17 protein-coding genes are annotated in these 22,223 nt (G+C 45.8%); 9 read left to right on the forward strand and 8 right to left on the reverse strand.

Annotation, left to right across the window (positions count from 1 at the left end):
- Positions 1–71 precede the first annotated feature (71 nt).
- The gene (locus QUA10_RS00275) at positions 72–1,472 is read right to left on the reverse strand and encodes an S-layer homology domain-containing protein (protein WP_333080592.1); all 1,401 of its coding nucleotides are present in this window, start codon (positions 1,470–1,472) and stop codon (positions 72–74) included.
- A gap of 69 nt (positions 1,473–1,541) precedes the next feature.
- On the opposite strand from QUA10_RS00275, the gene QUA10_RS00280 reads away from it, so the two are divergent.
- The 5 genes from QUA10_RS00280 (at position 1,542) to speD (ending at position 8,141) form a co-directional block, all read left to right on the forward strand.
- On the forward strand, positions 1,542–2,096 hold the full coding sequence (locus tag QUA10_RS00280) for a hypothetical protein (RefSeq protein ID WP_333080593.1): 555 nt from the start codon (positions 1,542–1,544) through the stop codon (positions 2,094–2,096).
- Positions 2,097–2,576: 480 nt separating this feature from the next.
- Positions 2,577–3,059: a BON domain-containing protein gene (locus QUA10_RS00285; RefSeq protein WP_333080596.1), complete on the forward strand. Its 483-nt coding sequence runs from the start codon at positions 2,577–2,579 to the stop codon at positions 3,057–3,059.
- Positions 3,060–3,457: 398 nt separating this feature from the next.
- Positions 3,458–4,669: a histidine kinase gene (locus QUA10_RS00290; protein ID WP_333080598.1), complete on the forward strand. Its 1,212-nt coding sequence runs from the start codon at positions 3,458–3,460 to the stop codon at positions 4,667–4,669.
- Positions 4,670–6,143: 1,474 nt separating this feature from the next.
- Positions 6,144–7,205, forward strand: coding sequence for a pentapeptide repeat-containing protein (locus QUA10_RS00295; protein ID WP_333080600.1), 1,062 nt, complete (start codon positions 6,144–6,146; stop codon positions 7,203–7,205).
- Positions 7,206–7,718: 513 nt separating this feature from the next.
- Positions 7,719–8,141: an adenosylmethionine decarboxylase gene (gene speD / locus QUA10_RS00300; protein WP_333080601.1), complete on the forward strand. Its 423-nt coding sequence runs from the start codon at positions 7,719–7,721 to the stop codon at positions 8,139–8,141.
- A gap of 84 nt (positions 8,142–8,225) precedes the next feature.
- Here speD and QUA10_RS00305 read toward each other — a convergent pair whose 3' ends face one another.
- Positions 8,226–8,822 (reverse strand): hypothetical protein, encoded by a 597-nt coding sequence (locus tag QUA10_RS00305; protein WP_333080602.1) that lies wholly within the window; start codon positions 8,820–8,822, stop codon positions 8,226–8,228.
- A 145-nt stretch (positions 8,823–8,967) separates the two neighbouring features.
- Here QUA10_RS00305 and queF point away from each other — a divergent pair, with 145 nt between their 5' ends.
- Complete coding sequence (gene queF, locus QUA10_RS00310) at positions 8,968–9,387, forward strand: preQ(1) synthase (RefSeq protein WP_333080604.1); 420 nt, start codon at positions 8,968–8,970, stop codon at positions 9,385–9,387.
- Positions 9,388–9,941: 554 nt separating this feature from the next.
- On the opposite strand, the gene QUA10_RS00315 is transcribed toward queF, so the two are convergent.
- The 3 genes from QUA10_RS00315 to QUA10_RS00325 form a co-directional block, all read right to left on the reverse strand.
- Positions 9,942–11,354, reverse strand: a complete 1,413-nt coding sequence (locus QUA10_RS00315; RefSeq protein ID WP_333080605.1) for a cytochrome c biogenesis protein — start codon at positions 11,352–11,354, stop codon at positions 9,942–9,944.
- Positions 11,355–11,683: 329 nt separating this feature from the next.
- Positions 11,684–12,415: a cytochrome c biogenesis protein CcdA gene (locus tag QUA10_RS00320; protein WP_333233091.1), complete on the reverse strand. Its 732-nt coding sequence runs from the start codon at positions 12,413–12,415 to the stop codon at positions 11,684–11,686.
- Between the two features lie 573 nt (positions 12,416–12,988).
- Complete coding sequence (locus QUA10_RS00325; RefSeq protein WP_333080607.1) at positions 12,989–13,693, reverse strand: pentapeptide repeat-containing protein; 705 nt, start codon at positions 13,691–13,693, stop codon at positions 12,989–12,991.
- Positions 13,694–14,298: 605 nt separating this feature from the next.
- Between QUA10_RS00325 and QUA10_RS00330 the strand changes: the two genes are divergently transcribed.
- Complete coding sequence (locus tag QUA10_RS00330; protein ID WP_333080608.1) at positions 14,299–15,009, forward strand: tetratricopeptide repeat protein; 711 nt, start codon at positions 14,299–14,301, stop codon at positions 15,007–15,009.
- A gap of 113 nt (positions 15,010–15,122) precedes the next feature.
- Here the strand turns inward: QUA10_RS00330 and QUA10_RS00335 are convergent, their stop codons facing one another.
- On the reverse strand, positions 15,123–16,472 hold the full coding sequence (locus QUA10_RS00335) for a peptidylprolyl isomerase (RefSeq protein WP_333080609.1): 1,350 nt from the start codon (positions 16,470–16,472) through the stop codon (positions 15,123–15,125).
- Between the two features lie 123 nt (positions 16,473–16,595).
- On the opposite strand from QUA10_RS00335, the gene QUA10_RS00340 reads away from it, so the two are divergent.
- Entirely contained in the window at positions 16,596–17,144 is a 549-nt protein-coding gene (locus tag QUA10_RS00340; protein WP_445243544.1) for a peroxiredoxin, read from the forward strand.
- A 505-nt stretch (positions 17,145–17,649) separates the two neighbouring features.
- Here QUA10_RS00340 and QUA10_RS00345 read toward each other — a convergent pair.
- Positions 17,650–18,189 (reverse strand): phosphate-starvation-inducible PsiE family protein, encoded by a 540-nt coding sequence (locus QUA10_RS00345; RefSeq protein WP_333080611.1) that lies wholly within the window; start codon positions 18,187–18,189, stop codon positions 17,650–17,652.
- A gap of 381 nt (positions 18,190–18,570) precedes the next feature.
- Here QUA10_RS00345 and QUA10_RS00350 point away from each other — a divergent pair, with 381 nt between their 5' ends.
- Positions 18,571–19,176 (forward strand): superoxide dismutase, encoded by a 606-nt coding sequence (locus QUA10_RS00350; RefSeq protein WP_333080613.1) that lies wholly within the window; start codon positions 18,571–18,573, stop codon positions 19,174–19,176.
- Positions 19,177–19,278: 102 nt separating this feature from the next.
- Here QUA10_RS00350 and QUA10_RS00355 read toward each other — a convergent pair whose 3' ends face one another.
- Positions 19,279–22,014: a bifunctional acetate--CoA ligase family protein/GNAT family N-acetyltransferase gene (locus tag QUA10_RS00355; protein ID WP_333080614.1), complete on the reverse strand. Its 2,736-nt coding sequence runs from the start codon at positions 22,012–22,014 to the stop codon at positions 19,279–19,281.
- Positions 22,015–22,223 lie beyond the last annotated feature (209 nt).

Below are 22,223 nucleotides of genomic sequence, written 5' to 3' on the forward strand. Positions count from 1 at the left end.
GAAAAAACCCGGTTTCTTGGGTTTGGGTAAGTACATGCTGTTGTCAAAACTTTCAACCACCCCAAACAACTCTACTCAGCAGGTTGGGACTTTGCTTCCAGGGCATCTTTAGCAGACAATCCCTGATCTTGAACCCCAAAATACCACAAACTAGCAGCAGCTTCGGCGCGAGTCACGGATTTCTTCGGCTGAAACAGAGTAGTAAAACCAAAAACGCGGCGAATATTCGCCAAATCTCCATTGTTAAAATCAGCTAAAACTGCCCGCGACGCCTGGGAATCAATCTTAGAAGCATCTTGAAAGCCCCACTTTTCTTTCACTCCGTCAATGTTAGCTGTGGGCAAAACTTGACGAGTGTCTAAAGGTACTTTCCAGAGAATCATTGTTTCGCGAGTTAAAGGTGCATCCGGGCGAAATTTCACATCTTTAGTTTCTCCCGAAAGCGAACTCGGAATTACACCGGCTTCTGCTAAACCTTGAATTGCTGAAAAATCCTGGTCTGTTTTGGGTACGTCAGAAAAGGCTGGTTCGCTAGAGTCTACTGCTAATCTAATTTGTTTGGCTTGACGGCTAGCATAAATCTGATTGTTAGCTGCTACTAACCAGCGGGCGTATTCGCGGCGAGTGACAATTTTGTTGGGTTTGGGCAAAGTGCTGGCTGTTTCTAAATTAGCATTTTCTGTCCCTCGCACTTTTAGCACTTCCAACTGACTTAAATCAGCCACATACTGCCGCAACTGTTGAGGAATTTGGGTGTCTAGTTGGCTAACGTTTGTTGATTTTGGCGACGCGGATGGTGTTGGAGTAGTTCCCTCTGAATTAGATGAATTTGGTGAAGCGGTTGGAGATGCGCTAGACTCGGAATTGTTAGGTTGGGGACTGGTGGCAATTTCTGGGCTGTCTTTGCTGTAGTCGATCGCAAATTCTGTAAAACCTCCTACTTTCCGAGTAGGAGAAAGCGACACAGTTACCCGCAAATTATCTCGCGTTGCTACCAAAGAACCTTGTCCCTCGGCGGTGGGGCGGCTGACTATTTCCCAGTTGCGACGCCCAAACTCTGTAGAGTAAAAGTTCTGAACCGAATTAACAGGATCTGTGCTTTCCCAGCGCAGCCGCACATTTTTTGGCGACGGAGCAGTTTGCCCAGCAACTTCGATTAACTCAGCATTAGGATAGAGTGGAATCTCTGTCGGGAAATCGGGAGGAAGTTTGGCGGTAGAGTTTGTCTCAATAGCTGTCGCTGGTGGTGGGGAAGAGAAAACTACTGGATTTTGTTTTAATTTCGGATCGGCGGCTAATGATTCTTCGAGTGCCTTGCTGTTGGGGCTGTTTGCACAACCTGTGACCGCAGCCAGGAGACACACAGCCAGCCAAGTATTTACAGCAGCGAGTATATTGGTTTTATTGGTTTTAGTGATTTTAGAGCGTCCTTGAGAGTTGCCTCGCCGTTGAGTAAATATAATATTCATCATAAATCCCCCCTTTGCGGATATATTTCTAGGCTAGCGCAGATCGATCGGGCATATATAATTTTTACCCAAATGAAATTTCTGTATTTACTTCTAGTTACTGCTACATTACTTTCATACCCTGTCAAGTTTGCCCGTCCCGCGGCATCTCAACCAGCCCCGCTGCGGACAGCCATTCAGACGCCAGAGTGGCAGCCATTTTGCTCAGCGATGGGCCAGTTTGCGATCGATATGCCGGCAAACCCCAAAATTAATTCCGAAATTTTTTCAAATCAAATTATTGCTCATACATACCGATCGAACTTAAAAAACAAAGAAACTTATTTGCTTCAATACTTTGACCTAGATTTTAGGCTGAGGAACAATAATATCAATAATATCAGAATTACTTTAAATAATGCCGTTGATTTTTTTGTTGTGGCAGCGAATGCTAAAGTCTTGCAAGTGCGGGATATTTCCCTCGGAGGCTATCCGGGAAAAGAATTTGAGTTTCAGCCGCTTTCCCCCACTGAACCTGTAGGTGTAGGTCAAGTTTTTTTGGTGGAAACGCGCGTTTATGGGCTGGTTGCCACGAACTCAGAACCAGAAAATGCTCAAAAATTTCTCGACTCTTTTCGTTTGTTTTGAAGCAGGAACTTTTACAATGAGTAGTTTAGGAGATTTAACATATTTAACTGATAAATGTTGAGGAAATAAGTCAGAAGTTACAGGGAAACAATAAAAATGAGTTGGAAGTGGCAATCAACTTTATTAATAAAACTTACGCTTGGCAACTCGGTGTTTAGGAGAATAGTGGCTTTGGCAACAAAAAAGGTCGCCATCAACCGGCTTTTTGAGTAATAATTTGGTTAAAACTCTATTAAGCTAAATTTGACTTGATACCTTATTGTATTTTTTGTACTCTATCTAACGACATAGATTAATTTTACACCCGTGGAGCGATGTAGATACTTGCTCAAATTTATATATTTGATATAAGGATTTTTAAATCGCCGAAAGCAAAAATCAGAAAGCATAAACAAAGATGCTGTCTTGCTCCATCTGGCTCCCATCTGGCTCAACCAAGTCAGCCTCATCGAAAGCTTACCCGGAGGGTATTAATATATTATGAACAAACTAACACCAATTATCCTGAGCGGTCTCCTATTATTTGGAGCTGCTGCTTGCAGCGAAGGAGCTAAAACTAGCGCTGATTCTCCTAATTCTGCCACAGGAAATACCACTAGCCCGCCCCCAGCCGAGACAGTTCAAAAAACTCAGGGTGACGCCACTAGCCAGATTCGCCAAAACCAAGCAAATTCTGATATCAGGGCCAGAGAACAGCGCAACAATGTGACGGGTGGCGATGCCATAAGAGCCGATGGCGACCTCCAAAGTGAAGTGCGCTCTAAGTTAGAAGTAAACATCACTAAAGGTCAGCTAACTGTTGACGCAAAAGATGGGCTTGTCACCGTAGGTGGCACAGTTCCCAATCAAACTGATTTAGCTAAAATTGAGCCCCTAGCTAAAGAGATTAAGGGTGTCAAACAGGTGAATGTTACTGCTGTTGTCGCCCCCGCTGCACCTGCATCCCCTAGCAGCAATCAATAAATTACAAGGAAGAAGTCCGAGGGACACAAGGGAGAAAAATGTAGTTATCTAGGAGAGAAGTCTGAGGGAAGAGGGTAAAGTTTGGCATTGTAAGATTCCTTGCAGAACGGATTGCAACACTTAGGTGACTCTCTAGGGAGAGCTGGGTTTTAAGTGAAAGAGTTTAAATTGAATTTTAAATTCACGCATTCAAAACTCACGCAATACCTGCAACTTCCCCTTCCCCATTTCCGATTTCCCATTCCGGAGAATTAGTTAGAAACCAATCTGAAGATAGAGCGGGAAGTTATTCCCAGCGACCGATGAAAATTGTTGGGAAAAAATGACTAAATGTGATTGATGGCAGAGCATAAATTCTGTGGTTGTGTAAAAGTAGTATATTTTTCAGGAGAAAAAAAATGGCTTTAGGTCAACACAAGCGAGCTGTAGGAGCATTTTCTAATTACCGAGATACGGAACTAGCCCTGATAGAACTGCAAAGTACCGGGTTTCCGATGAATAAAGTTTCGGTAGTTGGGGAAAAGCTAGATAACAGCGAAATTGCGGGCGCTAGCGCTGGTAAGAGTACCGATGAGAAAGTCGGTGGTGGCGCCAAAGCAGGGGCGACAGCGGGAGTCGTGACGGGCGGCTTAATTGGTTTACTCGGAAGCATTGGAGCGCTAGCGATTCCGGGAGTTGGCCCGGTGATGGCGGGGGGTGCGATCGCCACTCTGCTGGCAGATACTGTAGTCGGAGGCGCGATTGGGGCAGCAGCAGGCGGTTTGGTCGGCGGTTTGGTCGGTTTGGGAGTTCCCGAAGATAAAGCTAAAGCTTATAACGATCGCATCTCGCGCGGAGAATATTTGGTATTCGTAGAAGGAACAGATGCTGAACTTGCCACCGCCGAAGGAATTATGAGCGTGCGGGGTATTCAGGATTGGGGCATTTACGATGTGCCTGCAGACACTGGTCGCAGAGCTTCGGGCCGCCAGAAGCGCGCCGTGGGAGTATTTTCAACCCGCCGGGAGACGGAACACGCACTGGGAGAACTGAGAACTGCCGGTTTCGACATGAATCGGGTTTCGGTCATCGCTAAGGATGCTGACTCTAAAGGGGACATCGCAGGCATTGACGTGCACGACAGCGCGGACAACAAATCCGACGAAGGGGCCACAAAGGGCGCACTCACAGGTGGTACTTTGGGCGGCTTGACAGGCTTGTTGGTAGGTCTGGGCCTAGTGGCAATTCCGGGAATCGGGCCGATTATGCTGGCAGGAGCCTCAGCTACGGCGATCGCCACTACACTAGCCGGTACGGCTTTGGGTGCGGCAGCAGGTGGGTTGATCGGAGCTTTAGTCGGTATGGGAATTCCCGAAGAGGAAGCTAGAGCATACAACGATCGCGTGGCGAGAGGAGATTACTTGGTACTGGTTGACGGCAGTGAAGCAGAAGTCGCTACAGCTGAAACCATCCTGAGCCGTGGAGGCATTCAGCATTGGAACACCTACGACTATAATCCCAGCGTCGATAGTGCTCGGGCTGATTACGGCGCTCCTGGCACTCCTGGCGTTGATACTACGGCTGATATTTACGATCCCAATCAGGGCGTCACCGGCCACCGTCGGGTTTAATAATTCAGACTTTGTTTGGGTATTGTTTCTACTTTCTGCCGGGTAGTCGCACTCGCTCACTCGGATTGTGGAAAGTGATCCAAGCAACAGCGGCGAGCTAGCGGTTTTACGCTTCGTCGGTAAAATTATCTCAAAAGTCGGCTTTTTCTCTGAAAGCCGGCTTTTGTTTTGTTCTGGAAACTTCAAAAAGCCACCTGTCAAAAGTTTAATTTTGATTGGCAAGGTGGGCTTTCCACCAGTGGATCGATCGGCTCCCTGAATTTTTACAGCAGAAATCCGCTGCGGTTTTTTAGTCTGTAACACTAACTACTGCTAGATTTTAAACCCCGCAGTATTATCAAATTTAATGACCTAAATTACCACAGATATTGCCCAGTTAGTCAAAGAGCGACTATCTTTAATTATGGGTAGCTAATTTCAGCAACTTATACAGGTGAAGTAGCCAGTCCCGCGCGCCGAGTACGGCATGCAGTGGTCGGCAACTATTAGAATAATATTGTCGTCGCTTTCCCGCCAGACTTAGGCTGGTCATTGCTTGGCTGTAGCAGCCCAATTGCTGTTGGCAAGACCTGCGGCATGAATACAGTTTTTCTGGGAATGCCTCAGAGAAGCATTTGAGAAGCCCAGGAACAGCTTTTATGTCCGGGAGCGCGTCTGGTGTCGAGTGTTCTGTAAATTAGAACCGCAAGCGCTCATGGATCGAGAAAACATTAACAGCAAGCACAGCAGCGCGGGAATAGGGGAACGACTCGCGAGCCATTTTTTCGCGCAATCTCAGGCTCAGCACAGCGTATTGCTTGCTTCGCCGACGACTCGCTCAGCACTCCGAGGGAAACAGCCTTCCTGTTGGTTTTCACTGGCACGGAGCACAGTGGGGGGAGGTGACACTAGCTGAGCTGGCCTGGCGCTGCCGTCCGGGTTCCTCGAAGGTAGAAAGCACTTATTTAGAAGGCATTAGGGGTTGAAGCTCCGATATCTTCTTTCTTGATTGCACTCATAAATTCGATCGCCTGTACTGGCAAATTTTCGGGTCAGAAGACGGCGCGGATGCCGCCCGCAATACCGCCAATATTCGATCGACCTTGACAAGATCGATCAACAACTTCTCGGTATTTTGGTAAAGAGTTAGGAGGTAATATGTAGTGGTTAGCAGTTAGTATAAATCCAACTAACCATTAACAACTAATATCAACCGCCAACTAATTACTAGCAAAATAATACTTACAGGACTTACAGGTGGCGAGAAACGCGGTTTTTTTATAACTTCCGCGCTAGCCAACCTCAGATTATACCAGAACCCGGTTTATTTTCGTAAATTATAACTATGAGAGCAGGGTGATGGTAGGAATCAAGCAGTTTTGACAATTGTTAATGTGGCAGTATTAGTTTAAAAAACTGACTGGCAAACACGATAGTACAAACTTTCGCACAACATAGAACATCGAGAAATTAAGGAAACTCACTCAATTTTTTTATGAATTTCACTGAGCTTTTAAGTGCCAATGAACTTTTAACTAGACATAGAAACGGGGAACGAGATTTTCGAGGGACTAACCTCATTGCAGCTCATTTGAGTGAAGCTAATCTCAGTCGAACAAATTTGAGCAGCGCTAATTTGAAAGGTGCCAACTTAATTAGAAGTAAACTGATTGGAGCTAATTTAAACGCCGCCGACTTGAGCGGGGCTAATTTGTCTAAGGCGAAATTAATTGAAGCTAACCTCGGAAGTTCTAGTTTAACTGGAACTGTGGCGATCTCCGCAGATTTTAGCGGGGCCAATCTCAGCGGAGCAATACTGTCTCAGGCTGACTTGAGCAAAGCAGTTATGACTGGAGCGAGTTTAGTAGGAGCTTGTTTGCTAAGCGGCTCAAAACTAACTGAGGCTAATTTGAGCGGGGCGACGCTGAGCCGAGCAATTATGAGCGGCGTTGACTTAAGTAGAGCAAATCTGACGAGAGCGATTCTCAGCGAGGTAGATTTGACCGGGGCGAACCTGAGCGGAGCAACTTTAACTCGGGCTTATCTCAATCGCGGAAATCTCAGCGGCGTCAATTTGGTTGGGGCTTGTTTGAGCGAAGCAAGTCTGCGGGAGGCTTCTATTAGCGCTGCTAATTTGAGTGGTGCTGACTTGAGCGGTGCTGACTTGCAATCGGCAAATCTAAATGGCTCTAATTTGAGCGGTGCGGACTTGCAGGGAGCTAATTTGAGTAAAGCTAATTTAAATGGTTTGATTCTGCACAATGCTGATTTGAGGGCTGCGAATTTGAACAAAGCTTCTTTGCGGGGAGCTAACTTGAGCGGTGCGAATTTGGCAGGTGCTAGCTTGCTGGAAGCCGATTTGCGGGGGGCGAATTTGAGTCACGCCAATTTGTCTGGAGCGGGTTTGCTGTTGAGTTCTCTGACAGGGGCGAATTTGACAGGAACTAATTTGTCAGAGGCTAATTTGATTGGGGCGAGCTTGAATGTTGATAATTTGAATGAAGCAGCTTTGGGCGGGGCGATTTTGCCGAATGGAGCTACTCACAGCCGGGATTGATAAGTTGATTAAGAGAAAATGGTTTTGAGTTTTAAGTTAAATAATCTTTAATTTAAAACTCAAAACTTTTGACAATAAAGAATTCAGGAGTCAGGAATCAGAAGTCAGTTATTGGTTGTGCAGGGCGGGTTTAATACATTGTCTGCGATCGACAATCTATTGACAATCTATTAAAATTAGGACTCAGCGATGCAATCTCAGAGGCAATTTCAGCATTCTTTGACTAACTAATTCGCTTGGACAGGTTTTACAACATGATGTTGAAACCCCGCAGCAAGAGCTGGTTTCTGATTAAAGTCTCCAACATAGGCAGTCAGGGCGATAGCTGTGCAGTTCCCCAAGTTGACGCGCGATCATCGCCAGCCCCAATCCCAAACCCCAAAAATTACGACTTAGGGCTCCATCCTCCTAATCTTCATCTTTCTTTGTGAAACATACTTGCAAAATTTTGGACACCGTGCTAACGTTAAAAGGTTTGAGACTTAAAAATCAATAGAGGTAAAACCCCGCAGAATGAAACAATTGGGAACCCATCTGGTCGCTGATGCTTGGCAGTCTCCTGGAGACCTGCTCAACGATCCTGAACGTATCCGCCGCGCTATTCTCGATGCGATCGAAGCCGGAGGAGCTACTCTCATCGATTTGTGCGTACACCAGTTTAGTCCTCACGGAGTGACAGCTACTGCTACTTTGGCAGAGTCTCATATAGCAATCCATACTTGGCCTGAACACGGTTATTTTGCTGCAGACTTATTTTTCTGCGGAGCCGGCGACCCTCACCGAGCCATGAAGGTGCTACAGACAGCTTTGGAAGCTAAACAGGTAAAACTCACTGAGTTCACGCGCGGTTTCGATCCAGGGGTGGGCATTGTAGGTTCTGCTTGTGAAGAGCAGTATGCCCCTCGTTCAGTAGAAACGAGTGCCGCCAGAGGATGATGGCCAATTAGCGTAACTTTGAACAATTTATGCTAGGTTTTGTTTAAAATCCCACGGATCGAACCGTGGGATTCTTGTTGGAATTTACTTTTTCATTAATAAAGGGCGGACAACTAAATAACCTGCACCAAAAGCTGCAATCACAATCAGAAAAATCGCGATCGCCAACCACAATCCACTTAAGTCTGAGGTTTTTTTGAGTTGAGATCGCACACGGTAAGGAGTTTCCGGCACCTCTGTAAATAATTTTTCCGGAAGTGGCTGCGGCATTGAGGCCGCTGTTGGCTCCGGTTCCGATAGTGGGAAGGGGAAAGCCACTGTCTGAGGTGGTTGAGGTACGGCAGAGTTAATCTGCGAGGTTACAGGTGGTGGGGGCGGAGGTTCAACACTGAAATTGAATTTGACTGACGGCATTTGAGGCATCCCTGTCTGGGTGATGCTCTGAGCCGAGTTGACTACTTGCTGTAACTGTTGGGATACTTGAACTACTGTTTCTACTTCTCGCCGCAGTTGTTGATTTTGTTGGACTAATTGCTGATTGTGGGTTTTGAGGGAGTCCACCATCGCTTGGGCTGCTTGCAGCTCTGCCGTAACTTCTCGATAGAGGGAAATTGGTACCGATGGAGAGTAACTATTTGAGTTTTCAGGGGAAGTATTGTCAGATAAGGTAGTATTTTGCATAATTGTAGATGGCGAGGGTGAACTTGTTTTAGTTTAGCCTGAGAGTATTTGCAATTAGATCGATCCCAACACAATTCGTCAAGATATTTGTTACAGATATTGAAGGTTAATTTAATTTAATGTTACAAGTTTTTAGTCGATCGCTATGAACAACTACGCACCGGAACAAACTATGTCGCAAAAGTCAAGCACCGAAGAAATGAAATACGGCGAACGCCAGATTTTGGAAGGCGAGTTAATTACTTTTCCGAATCCGCGAGTCGGGCGGCGCTACTCGATTAACATTACGTTGCCGGAGTTTACTTGCAAGTGCCCATTTTCTGGCTATCCCGATTTTGCGACAATTCACGTTACTTACGTGCCAGACGAGCGGGTGGTAGAGTTAAAGGCGCTGAAACTGTACGTCAACAGTTATCGCGAGCGCTACATTTCTCACGAAGAATCGATCAATCAAATTTTAGACGATTTTGTGGCAGCTTGCGCGCCGCTGGAAGCGACGATTAAGGGCGATTTTTCGCCACGGGGGAACGTCCACACAGTGATTGAGGTGCGGCACGAAAAGTAGGGCGGGTATTAAGCTGTTGTGGCATTGAGATTTAATTGTGGGGCGGCGTCGGAGCGCACCCCACAATAGTTTTAAGAAATAGGATTGTTAATAAAATTAGCAAGTAATTGTAGGGTGCGTCAAGGCAGCCCTCTCAACGTAGTCAAAAAGCCGTTCAAACGCTTAAAATCTGGTAGTTTGTAGGGTGTAAACTGGGCATGGGTCGAGTTTGTCACCCACCGGAGAGTATCGGTTCACGGGCGTTTCAGCGTTTGGATTTTGAAACCAAAACTCCGTATATATAGCAATCCTTGCAGGAGTCATAAATTTTTTACCCCACCCCAATCCTCCCCTTAGCAAGGGGAGGGAGTAAGAAATTCACAAATGATTTAGGATTGCTATAGTAATTTTGATTACTGGAAATTTGAAAAATCCGAACGTGAAATAGTGGTTTTCTGCTTTTTTTCAGGTTCACATTAACAACCTCGACATATCTGGCAACGCGCACCCTACAATCTCAACTAATTTTTTTAATATTTATCGTTGGTGTAAGGTGCGCTAGGCGCACCCGACGGTTAGCTTTGACTTGCAACAGAAGTCGGGGCTATCGCACTTTTTTCCTCTGCTGTTTTCGATTCTGCCAACTTGTCCAAAATCTCCACAACTTCTCTTTCAAAACTCACCTGAGCGCGATTAGTGCGCCCGCCGACGTATAGTTTGCCATTTTTTTCCAAAGCCCAAATCTGCGAGTGAGACAGATAGCTCATCAGCACGCTAAGCATCAGCAACCCGAAGCCAGTATAAACGATCGGAATACCCGGATCAGCCTTAATTTGCAATCCCGTACTGCCTACAACTTCGTCAATTGTCAGCATAACTCCGTTAACTTCCACCGCCGTGCCTGCGCGAACTGTAGTTAACAATTTGCCATCCGTACCGTACACTAACATCGTGCCTTGCAAGTCCTTTGCTAGCAGAGAAACTCCAGCACTCAAATCTGGTTTTGTCGGAATCCAAGCACCCCAAATTCGACCTTTACCTTGGGTGTCTAACTGAGCCATTGGCAATTGTAAAACCGGGCTTTTATTAAGGCGAACTCGCACGGCGGCTATTGCCCAATCTGCTTGATAAAAAGTGACTCCCCGATATCTTAGGGGCTCGTTAACGTGAATGGTTTTGCGATCGACCTCTTGGCCTGTTTTGTCCAAAACTGACAGATCAGAGTAAAATTGGTCGATCGCACCGCTCGGACTATAATCAATCCAGAACCGATTAACTCGTATCGACCAATCCTTCGGTATTTGCGGCCCCGCCCAAGGCCCTGCATCCAGGATATTCTGCACCTGAAATGTTTCGCCGCTGGGAACCATTTCTTGACCGAGAAATCCCGTCATGGCGCCCCACATCGACCCAGCTAAAATAATCAGCATACTGGCGTGAACAATAATCGGGCCGACTTTGCCAATTATTCCCTTGCGGGCATAAACTTTTTCGCCTTCTCGAAATATGCGGTAGTTTTTTTGCTGCAAAAGTGGTTCTAACGAACTTAAAGCAACTGTTTCTAATTCCGCACTGAGAGCTAGTTTTTCAAACTGCTTTGGTTCTTCATAAAATTTCCAGCGGCGGGCGGCTTTTAATGCGGGAAATTGTCGAGTAAATGTACAAGCTGTTAAGCTGCTGCCGAACAAAATTAGGATTGACAAAAACCACCAAGTGCGGTATACGTGGTCTAGTCCTGCAATTAGTACAACTTTCCAAGTTAAGAAGCCGAACAAAGCGGGGTGTTCTGGATAGTTGGATTGGTAAAAGGGTACTGATTGGCCTTGTTCGATGACGGTGCCGGAAATGCTGAAAAATGCGATCGCCAGCAGCAAGATAATTGCTAGTCGCAAATCAGCTAGTATCGGCAAGATTTCTCGCTTGAAAAACCTTTGAGGGGCAGTCGCCCAGTTTGATAGTTTAGATAGAAATACTTCTTTTGATGTCATTGGTAATTATGAAGAAAGTTCGGCAACGGATTGTGTAACGGATGTAACGGATGGAAGGAAGTTCGGCAACGGATTGTCTAACGGATGTAACGGATGGAAGAAGGAAGGAAGAAGAAAGAAAGAGGAGGGAACAACAAAAAATGAATAAAATAAATATTATTATTTTTATCGAGCAAGTCTCAATCAATTTTGAAGTCTTTTTCTTTTTTTCCTTCCTTCTTTCCTTCGTGTTCTTCGCGTCTTCGCGGTTCGTTTAAAAAAACTTAATTTACGCATTCCATAGTGATTGCTATATCTCTAAATAAGGACTGAAGTCCTGAGAACGAAAGTTACGCGGGAAGGATGCGGGAAAGCAGGGAGAAAACGCCAAATCCTACTAGCAAAACGCCACTAACAGGCGTAATCCAACTCGACCATCGACGTAATTCTAACAACTTTTTAATGCTAGCAGTGAAAGTACCTGCTATAATCAGCGGAGCGACGTAGCCAGCAGCGTAAAACAGCAGCAACACACCACCTAAAACTGTATCTCCCGTTTTGGAAACCCAAGCTAAGAGTGTAGCTAAAACCGGCGTGCTGCAGGGAGACGCTACTAAACCAAAAGTTAAGCCCAATAAGTACGATCGCACGCCCGCAGGCAAATCTTTCGGCACCCACCCCACAGCGTCAAAAGACGGCATTTGCAAGGGTAAAGCTTCGAGTAAATTGAGCCCCATTAGAATAGCAATAATGCTGACAAGAATCGGCAAACCCAGGCCAATTTTGCCGTAAACTTGTCCGGCGAATGATGCTACAATTCCTAAACCCGCAAGGGTGGTGGCTAATCCCAGGGAAAACCACGCAGACTGGGCGGCAGCTTGCAGGCGGCTTTTTGCTTCGTATCCACCGATGTAGCCGATCGTGATCGGCAACATTGAAAGCATACAGGGCGTTAAGCTCGTTAGCAACCCTGCCAGAAAGATGACTCCGACGCTGACTAAACTGAGGTTTGTCAGTTGAGTATTTACTAAATTATTAGCAAATTGTGCGAGTTCGTAAAGTTGAGTTTGCAGGGTTTCCATCAGTCGATTTTAGATTTTAGATTTTAGATTTTAGATTTACTTCACAGCCTATCGATTTTAGATTTTAGATTTTAGATTTTAGATTTTAGATTTTAGATTTTAGATTGACTCCACAGCCCATCGATTTTAGATTTTAGAGAGGCTCTACAGATGAATCTGAGAGTTTAAACTAAATATCTAATATTTTTGCTATTCACGACTCCTGTCGGGGGCTTGTATCCCTAAGCAGGTGACTTCAGGTTCGGGGCTCTTCTGGCTTTGTTGAAAATTGTAACAGATGCGCGCAGGTTCTGTTTTAAATTTAAGATTTTAGCGATATTTACGGGTTGGGAGTTAAAAAGTCGATCGCACCCTGGTTTAAATTGATATCTTGACAGAATCCTCAACAAGCTGTTGACAACGGGCGCAGCTTGGGAGTTAAAAGGTCGATCGCACCCTGGTTTAAATTGATATCTTGACAGCATCCTCAACAAGATGTTGGCAACGGGCGCAGCTACACCAGATAATTCATTGACTGCGAAATCAGCCCGAAAGCCTGTTGTTGAAATTATTCAAGCAGACTTTAATTTTACTCTACTGTAAATTAAAGCCACTTTCTTCATTAATAGACCCGTCCGGCATTATTGCCCCTGCCAGCACCGCACCTCTGAAATTTGCTCCCGTTAAAGTAGCGCCTTCTAAATTAGCATTGCTCAAATTTGTGACTTGTTTGGAACCTCGGAAAAAGAAGCTGTGCAAGTCAGCACCTGTTAAATTAGTGTCGGCCAAATTAGCATATTGCAAGTCAGCACCGTGCAGCGTCGCATCCGTTAAGTTAGCTTGGGTAAGATTGCTTCCCCAAAGTCGAGAATCTAAGACATTAGCATCTTGTAAATTGGCGCGACTCAGATTTGCCAAAGTCAGATTAGCATCCCACAACTTCGTGGAGTTGAAATTAGCTTCGGTCAAATTAGCTCGACTGAGATCCGTGCCTAAAATATCAGCATTTGCTAAATTAGCGCCGCTGAGGTCTGCGTCAGAAAGATCGGCATTTTTTAAGTTAGCACCAGACAAATTAGCGCCGGACAAATTAGCGCCACTCAAATTGGCTTCTTGGAGATTAGCTCCCCGCAAATCGACTGCGCTCAAATCGCACTGTTTCCACAAAAAACTGACGCACCAATTATCCTTTAATAGGTGACTCACATCCTCCGCATTCGCGGCCATCACAGGAGGAGTTAAGTAGAGAGTGAACAGGACGATCGCCAACACCGCAGCGAAGAAAGTTTTCAACCTCATAACTCTTTTCATTGACACTAATTTGCGCCATAAATTATTGATGTCTAATCAAAGCATAGCAAATAATCTGCAACTTCCCTCAGCAATATTACTCAAAAATATTAGTGTAGTGAAAGGTTAATCAGGGTTGGCGCAGGCACAAACTTAACTCAGGCAGTCTTAGACCCGCTTTGAGCTAGAAACCCGGTTGCTTCACAAATGCCTCGCTGCCAAACTAATATTTTTCCTAAAAACCTGGGATAAGATAACCACAAGTTCGATCAAGATTTGCCAGTGCAATATCGCTACAAAGTAATACTTACAGCCGACAGTTGCGATCGGTTCCCCAGGGGCATACCTGCAAACAATCCTGGTATAAACTGCTCAATATGGGAATCAATAAACCGCTCCTATCGCCTACAAGCCTTATATTTAAAGGGTTATAGCCGCAATTTTTGTTAATTGCGATCGGCATCACTAACTAAGCCGGACTTTCATCACACAACTCAAGCCCCAGCATCACCCAATCTCATCAAACTTATCACGTTCCTGAAACTACGGATATCACTGTCAGTAGCTGAAGTATGGAGGAAAATAACAGCATACAGTTGAAAAACACTTCTCCCATGCCTACTATCCCCCTTCTGCCAACCCAATTAGTTGTCACAACTATTTTCAATTCGATCGAATCTTTGGGATTCACTAATATTGCCGGCCTATTTTCGGGCGAGCAAGCTGAATCCCGACAAGAGGCAAATTTAAAAGTTAGTACCAAAAAGTTTTACACTCAGGGTTTAAAAAATCTCGAACAACAAGACTGGCACAGCGCTATTAAAAATTTTACTGCCACAATTAACATTAATCCCCAATTCGCGTCAGCTTACAACGATCGCGGTGTGACCCGGTACAAATTAGGCTACAAGCAATCGGCGATCGAAGATTTAACTACAGCCATCGAACTCAATCCTTACGGAGCCAAGTATTACAGCAATCGGGGGTTTATGCTGACTCGTTTAAAAGATTATAGTGCGGCGATCGCCGATTACAACTCGGCACTGCTGCTCAACCCTAATGTAGCTCAATCTTACTTTAACCGAGGTGCTATCCACCTGCAAATGGAAAATTCCCTGGCAGCACTAGCTGATTTTGAGTCAGCAATTCGCCTCGATAGCGATTTTGCTAAAGCTTATTTTAACCGAGGACTGACTAGATACAAATTGAGAGAGGTTCAGGGAGCATTTGAGGATTTTCAGAAAGCTGCCGAGCTTTTTAAGCAGCAGGGGAGAATGGATTCTTATCAAGATGCAGTTTCTCAAATTACAAAGCTATGGTGTTAGTTGAGTTTTCAAATTAGAAATTGGGAATGGGAAATTGGGCAATTGGGGAATGGGGAATGGGAATTGGGGAATTTGTAAGGTGCGACATAAGCACCCTACACCTATAGTTAAAGTTAGCCAATTCTCAAGGCTGCATCAGCAGGTTGAGGGTTAGGATCACTAGGAATCCTAGATAAAGGAATTGCAAAGGCTGCATTTTGAACAGAGGCGACAGTAGAATTTTGTACCACAGTACCAGCCGCTGCCAAGTTAATGACTGTATTGCTTCCAGATTGAGTGAATGTAGTATCGGATAAATTTCCTGTCAAAGCAATGCGATCGCCTTCCTCTGGTCTAAAATCAACTATTGTATGACTTGTCGGGGGTAGGGTAATAAAAGGAAGAGAAGCAGGATCTACTCCGAGCAAAACAAAAGTATCTGCACCACTACCTCCTGTGAGAGTATTGTTGCCTGTATCTCCAATCAAAATATCATTGCCATCACCACCAATTAAGATATCATCCCCTTGACCGCCTCGCAAAAAGTCGTTACCAGCATCACCATTGAGAATATCGTCAGCGAAATTGCCAATCAGAATATCGTTGCCAACACCACCGCTAATGGAATCGTTACCTTTGCCACCTCGCAAAAAGTCGTCACCGACTTCGCCACTGATGGTATCGTTGCCTTGGCTGCCATTAATTGCATCATCCGTCGGTGAACCGAGGATGCGATCGTTTGCGCTACCTCCCACTACACCGCTGGGATTTTGCTGAGAGTCTTGGGAAGTGACTTGATAGTTGTTGGGGGTATTTGGCAGTCTGAGCGCTCCCAAAGATAGATTTACGAAATTGGTACTATTAATTAAATCGTTGAGCACATTAACATCGGTAATGATGCTAGAAACCCGACTGGGGACGATTCCTTGAACGACTTTTGCAGTTGAAATGCGATCGCCCTGCTGCACCGCATTCACCGTTTCAAAACCTTGAATAACATTGCCAAAAACAGCATAACTACCATCCAAAAATGGCAACTCATCCAAAGCAAAATAAAACTGCGAAGAAGCCGAATCCAAAGCATTGGAACGAGCCATTGCCACAGCGCCACGATTATGCCGCAGCTGCGGCGTCTGGGTTACAACTTGGTTGTAAACAGGTTGCGCGGCCCCTTGCGGCTTAATTTCCAAAGGAATAAAACGCGCCTGATTGGTATCCGGGTCAATAAAACTACCCGTTCCCAATTGACTTGCCGGAATTGTCGTATCCCTGCTGCGCGGATCACCTCCTTGCACCACAAAAGGATCTGGCTGGCGCACAACTCGGTGAAACATCACCCCGTCGTAAATGCCTCGTTCAACTAAGTCAACAAAATTTCCTCCAGTAATCGGGGCATTAGTGCCGTCTACTTCGATCACAACGGGTTGACCGTTAATTACCTGGACTACTATAGCTTTGCCTGTTAACGGGAGTGCAGCGCTCATGGGTAAATTGCTATTTGAGTGAGTGATCTTTGGGTTTTAGAAGCAATCCGCGAATTGCCTCTACCTATTTAATCAGAAAACTGTAAACTTGTCTGTAAGTACAGTTCTACTTCTAAATTTATGATGTCCCGTCGCAATTTTTTTAGCACTTTATTGGCAATTTGTCTAGTTTTTCTAAGTTTCAATTTTGCCACACCTGCATTTGCCCTCGGCGGTAAGCTTCCTCCGGTAAATCAACCAGCGCCGGAGTTTTCTTTGCCGACAAACAGCGGGGACGGACAAGTGTCTCTGTCGGATTATCGCGGTAAGTGGCTGGTAGTCTATTTTTATCCGAAAGACTTTACTTCAGGATGTACGATCGAAGCGCGGAGATTTCAGCAAGACTTGCCGAAATACTTGGCAAAGAATACTCAAATTATCGGTATTAGCGCTGATGATGTCGATTCCCATGCGGAATTTTGCGATTCGGAAGGTTTGAAGTTTCCGCTGTTAGCTGATACGGATGGTAAAGTGAGTAAAGCTTACGGTTCTTGGATGAGTTTTATCTCAGCACGACACAGTTTTATTATTGATCCTGAAGGTATTTTGCGTGAAACCTTTGTGAAGATTAATCCGGCGATTCATTCTAAAGAAGTGTTGGCTCGTTTGGGGGAATTACAGGCTAACGGGTAATACCATTTTAGATTTTAGCTTCTAGATTTGAGATTTGAATAATTGGGAATGATTGATGAAGCTTGTCTTTGTAGTTAAGACTACATTCCTCTGAATTTTCAGAGTATTTTAGGCTTCACTGCAACCGTTATCAGGTTGATTTGACATCACATATTGCACCATTCTCAATAATCCTTTTTTGGGTGGGATATCCCAGGGCGGTTTCATTCTCTTCTAGGGGCAATCCCTCGTGAAGATCCCCGATATTTGAAACATCGATTTCATCGTCCGTGGGGGGGCGGGCACTCTTGGCACCGCCCCTACAACAGCCTGATTTTCGTGAGAATGAAACAGCCCTGTGGGATCTCCTGCCCAGCCTACAAGACAATCTACTCTCTGTGGAACGGGCAAGATGCCCGTTCTTGACAATGGTTCAACATCTCAGTTTTACGGGAAATGATGGCTGGTAACGCGACAAGCAATATTAGAGTAAATTTAAAATCTTAAATCGCCTGTCATGCCATATTCAATGAGAATTAAACTTGCTATTTGCTACAACAGATGCGGAAGAAGATTCATTGTCTGATAGATTTCTATTTCTGCTAGCCATGCGACGTTCCGGGTCAATTCCCTCGAAGGTTGGTGGCAGCCAAACTCGGACTACCAACAACACTCCCAAAACCAGCAAAAATGCGCCTGTTGATAATATTTGAACCCAGGGAGTTTCCAGGACTCCCCGCACGATGACTTCTCGCAAAACAGATACTATACAGACTTCCACAGCCACACCTATCGAAACCCGCTGCTCTTGCAAGTAAATAATTAGCAGCCGAAATAATTCCACTAAAACTAATAAAAATAGAATGTCTGCCGTCACTTGCTGGAAATTCAAAGGAGGCAGCAGCGAGAAAAACATTTCTCGCAGTTCTAGCACCATGAAACAAAACAAACCAATACATAGGGAAATGACAATTAAGTCTTGGACTGTTTCCAAAGCGGTGACGATTAATTGCAGATTCAACCATTGAGGGGGGTGACTAGACGAGTTGTTTAAACGCTTTTCCATTGACACATCCTGCAACTTGTTTGACTTTCTTACAGCTTAATTGAACTTAGGTTAATCTTTGACAATTTACAGGTTTAATCTATTTATCAGTCTCATAAAATTTCGAGCGGTTGACAATTTCACACACACTTTTATTTGTCTCCCAGGTAGCTTGACATTTAGTGATACTTTATGCTGCTTGAAGCCGGCAATAAGTAGCTTTGATACCTAAAAAATAGAAGTCTGAATCCTAAAATGCTGCAACTGCTATAAAATAGGAAAATTGTAAAGAATTATTTACCACAGCTTGATACACTCAAGCTAGTGACTCTCGGCTTTAATCATAAAAAAGCCACCAAGTCAACCGAAAAACCCAAAGTAATCCAGAGAGGATTGAACACCATGGCATTTGAACTAGCACCATTACCCTTCGCCGCTGACGCCCTAGAACCAGCTCATATGTCGGCCAACACGTTTTCGTTCCACCACGACAAGCACCACGCTGCTTACGTCACCAATCTGAATAAACTGATTGAAGGGACTGAAATGGCGAGCAAATCCCTTGAAGAAATTGTCAAGGAATCTGCTAAAGACCCATCCAAAGCAGGCATTTTTAACAATGCAGGTCAAGTTTGGAACCACAACTTTTTCTGGAATTCGCTCAAACCGGGCGGCGGTGGCACTCCGACAGGAGCTTTAGCTGACAAAATCAACGCCGACTTCGGCAGCTTCGATAAATTCAAAGAAGAATTCAAGACTGCTGCGACAACTCAGTTCGGTAGTGGCTGGGCTTGGCTGGTTGTGGACAACGGCACTTTGAAAGTCACCAAAACTGCTAACGCTGACACCCCGCTTGCACACGGCCAAACTCCGTTGCTGACTTTGGATGTGTGGGAACACGCTTATTATTTGGATTTCCAAAACCGCCGTCCCGACTACATTACTAATTTCTTAGATAATTTGGCTAACTGGGAGTTTGCAGCAGCAAATTTGGCTGCAGCGGCTTAGTAGCATCTTAGTTTGAGGACTAAAGTCCTCACTACAAAACGATAAAGTTTGTAGTGAGGACTTTAGTCGTGATGAATGAGAATTATTTAACCAAAGTTGCGATTAGCAGACAAAAACAGCTTTCAACATTCCTTCGCCTCGGTCTGGTTGGAGTTCAAATCCTAGTTTTTTACAGAGGCTCTGCATCTTGTAGTTGCTATTGAGAATGTAGCCAACGATCGCCTCTAATTTCTCTTCCTGACCAATTTGCAGCAGCCGCCTCAATAATTCTGTTCCCAAACCGCGCTGCTGATAGCTATCGCTAACGATCAGGGCAAATTCGGCTTGGTTTGTGCCGTGGAGTTTGCTCAGACGTGCTACTCCCAAAATCCGGTGTTCTGAGCTTTCCGGGTCTTGACGATCGGCTACTAACAGCATTTCCCGATCGTAGTCAATAAAACAAATCCGGGTCAAACGTTCGTGAGCGATGCGGTGCTTTAACTTTACCATGTGAGCGTAGCGCAAATACACGCTCTCTTCCGAAAGTTCTTCGTGGAACAGCACCATCAGCGGCTCATCTTCTGGACGAATCGGACGGATGGTGATCGGACGATCGCCATTAGTTGACCATGTTTGAACGTATTGCGTAGGATAGGGGCGAATCGCGGGTGAAATGGGGTTTTCCGTTGTTTGCAGAACAACGCGGGCATCAAGAGCGATCACACCTTCAGGAGAAACCAACAGCGGATTAATATCAATCTCGGCAATTTGAGGTTGCTCTACAATCAGTTGACTGAAACGAACTAATAACTGTTCGAGTTGTACCAAGTCAATTGCCGATCGACCGCGCACTCCTTGCAAAGCTTTATAGATGCGCGTTTGCTCCATCATCCGCCGCGCTAGGGTGGTATTTAAAGGGGGAAGTGCCAGCGATCGATCTTGAAATACTTCCACTAATTGTCCGCCGGAACCAAACAGCATCACCGGCCCAAATTGTGGATCAATACTGCTACCCAAAATTAGTTCATAGCCTTCCAAATGCACCATCGGCTGCACGGTTACGCCGAGAAACGCTGCAGGATCGATCGCCCGTACCCGCTGGGCGATCGCCTCAAAGGCACTAATTACAGCCTTAGCATCGCCTAAATTTAGTTTTACGCCCCCCACATCGGTTTTGTGAGTAATCGTCTCAGAATGGAGTTTTAGCACCACAGGATAACCGAGGCGATCGGCAATTTCCACAGCTTCGGCCGCACTGGCTGCAATTTCTGTCGCTACGGTGGGAATGCCGTAAGCTGCCAGCAACTGTTTTGATTCGTACTCGGTTAATAGAGTGCGATTGTTTTGGCGGGCGGCAGTCAAAATTTTCGCAGCAGTCGCACACCCGGAAGTCTCGATTTCGCAATCAGCGGGGAGAGATGGCGTTTCGTAGATAGCGCGCAGGTTGTACGTGTACCGCCACATATAGTTGAATAACCTGACGGCGGTATCGGGATAAGGGAAAGTCGGAATATTTGCCTGATTGAGAATTTGCGTTCCCGCTGACACTTCCACGCCCCCCATCCAGCTTGCTAACAAGGGCTTTCCGAGTTGGCTGTAAGACTTGAGTTTTTCTGCGGTTTGGGTGGGATTTGTCATCGCTTGTGGCGTCAGGATGACCAGCAATCCGTCACTATTGGGATCGGGAGCGACCACTTCTAGAGTTTTGGCGTAAAGATCGCTACTAGCATCGCCCAAAATATCGATCGGGTTGTGATGACTCCATTGAGGCGGCAAAAATTCATCAAGCTGCTGCACCGTCTCCGGTGCCAGATCTGCCAGCGCACCGCCGTCGCTAATTAAGGCATCAGTGGCGATCGCCCCTGGGCCTCCGGCATTGGTGACGATCGATAGGCGGTTGCCCTGCGGTCGCGGTTGCTTGGCCAGAATTTCTGCCATGTCGAACAAATCGGAAATCGTATGTACCCGCAACGCGCCACAGCGGCGGAAAGCAGCGTTAAGCACGTCATCGCTGCCGGTCAAAGCTCCCGTATGGGAAGCGGCTGCTGCTGCTGCTGCTGCGGTACGTCCTACCTTGAGAATGATGATCGGTTTGTCGATCGCCACTGGGCGGGCGGCGGACAGGAACGAACGAGCATCACCCATAGATTCCATGTACAAAACGATACTGTGAGTATGGGGATCGTCCCCGAAATACTCGATCAGATCGCCCCAACCAACATCGAGCATAGAGCCGATCGATACAAAGGCGCTAAAACCGACATTTTCCCCCAAACTCCAGTCGAGAATTGAAGTACAGAGAGCGCCGCTTTGACTAATGAAGGCGACATTACCCGGACGGGCGATCGTACCTGCAAAAGTAGCATTGAGCCCAAGCACAGGATTCATCACGCCGAGGCAATTGGGGCCGATAATCCGCATTCCGCCCCGACGCGCCTCGGCCATAACTTGCTGTTCTAAAGCCTCCCCAGCAGCACCAATCTCTTTAAAGCCAGCAGAAACAATAATTGCTCCTTTCACCCCAGCAGCAATACATTCGCGGATCACTTGCGGCACCCCAGCAGCAGGGGTAGCAATCACCGCCAGATCCACTACTTCCGGGACGCTAGCAATGTCAGGATAAGACTTGAGCCCCAAGACGCTGCGGCGCTGCGGATTCACCGGAAAAACTGTGCCGCCAAACGGATTCCGAATCAAGTTCCACAGCAGAGTACGTCCGACGCTTCCTTCTCTCTCTGTTGCGCCGATTACAGCCACGGAGCGAGGCCTAAAAATTCTATCTAGCGGATGACGCTGTTCTTTCCAAATATCGTGAGCCGGATCGCTCGCAGTGCTTTGATTTCTTGAATTTATCTGCATAATACCCTACTTCAATTAATCAGCAATTAATATTGCTCTGCTTTCTCTTACACTTACCGCATCCAATCCGAACTTTTTTTCTACTTGTTTTCTGCTTTTTATTCAGCTTATTCGGCTGTTCGCGGTTTCTGAAAAAAAAAATCTCATTGCGCGTTTCCGACCCACCCGCCCTTAAACAACATTTCGGTTGTCAAAGTGTTAGTTCGGGA

Origin of the sequence: Microcoleus sp. Pol8_D6 (assembly GCF_036700965.1) — a bacterium.
Taxonomy (GTDB): Bacteria; Cyanobacteriota; Cyanobacteriia; order Cyanobacteriales; family Microcoleaceae; genus Microcoleus.

Excerpts from the sequence above, each read along its gene's own strand:
- QUA10_RS00340 (WP_445243544.1), top strand. The coding sequence starts at position 16,596 with ATGTCCCGTCGCAATTTTTTTAGCACTTTATTGGCAATTTGTCTAGTT.
- QUA10_RS00305 (WP_333080602.1), bottom strand. The coding sequence starts at position 8,822 with ATGCAAAATACTACCTTATCTGACAATACTTCCCCTGAAAACTCAAAT.
- QUA10_RS00335 (WP_333080609.1), bottom strand. The coding sequence starts at position 16,472 with ATGAGCGCTGCACTCCCGTTAACAGGCAAAGCTATAGTAGTCCAGGTA.
- QUA10_RS00345 (WP_333080611.1), bottom strand. The coding sequence starts at position 18,189 with ATGGAAAAGCGTTTAAACAACTCGTCTAGTCACCCCCCTCAATGGTTG.
- QUA10_RS00320 (WP_333233091.1), bottom strand. The coding sequence starts at position 12,415 with ATGGAAACCCTGCAAACTCAACTTTACGAACTCGCACAATTTGCTAAT.
- QUA10_RS00285 (WP_333080596.1), top strand. The coding sequence starts at position 2,577 with ATGAACAAACTAACACCAATTATCCTGAGCGGTCTCCTATTATTTGGA.
- QUA10_RS00330 (WP_333080608.1), top strand. The coding sequence starts at position 14,299 with ATGCCTACTATCCCCCTTCTGCCAACCCAATTAGTTGTCACAACTATT.
- speD (WP_333080601.1), top strand. The coding sequence starts at position 7,719 with ATGAAACAATTGGGAACCCATCTGGTCGCTGATGCTTGGCAGTCTCCT.
- QUA10_RS00275 (WP_333080592.1), bottom strand. The coding sequence starts at position 1,472 with ATGATGAATATTATATTTACTCAACGGCGAGGCAACTCTCAAGGACGC.
- queF (WP_333080604.1), top strand. The coding sequence starts at position 8,968 with ATGAACAACTACGCACCGGAACAAACTATGTCGCAAAAGTCAAGCACC.
- QUA10_RS00355 (WP_333080614.1), bottom strand. The coding sequence starts at position 22,014 with ATGCAGATAAATTCAAGAAATCAAAGCACTGCGAGCGATCCGGCTCAC.
- QUA10_RS00315 (WP_333080605.1), bottom strand. The coding sequence starts at position 11,354 with ATGACATCAAAAGAAGTATTTCTATCTAAACTATCAAACTGGGCGACT.
- QUA10_RS00290 (WP_333080598.1), top strand. The coding sequence starts at position 3,458 with ATGGCTTTAGGTCAACACAAGCGAGCTGTAGGAGCATTTTCTAATTAC.
- QUA10_RS00280 (WP_333080593.1), top strand. The coding sequence starts at position 1,542 with ATGAAATTTCTGTATTTACTTCTAGTTACTGCTACATTACTTTCATAC.
- QUA10_RS00325 (WP_333080607.1), bottom strand. The coding sequence starts at position 13,693 with ATGAGGTTGAAAACTTTCTTCGCTGCGGTGTTGGCGATCGTCCTGTTC.
- QUA10_RS00295 (WP_333080600.1), top strand. The coding sequence starts at position 6,144 with ATGAATTTCACTGAGCTTTTAAGTGCCAATGAACTTTTAACTAGACAT.
- QUA10_RS00350 (WP_333080613.1), top strand. The coding sequence starts at position 18,571 with ATGGCATTTGAACTAGCACCATTACCCTTCGCCGCTGACGCCCTAGAA.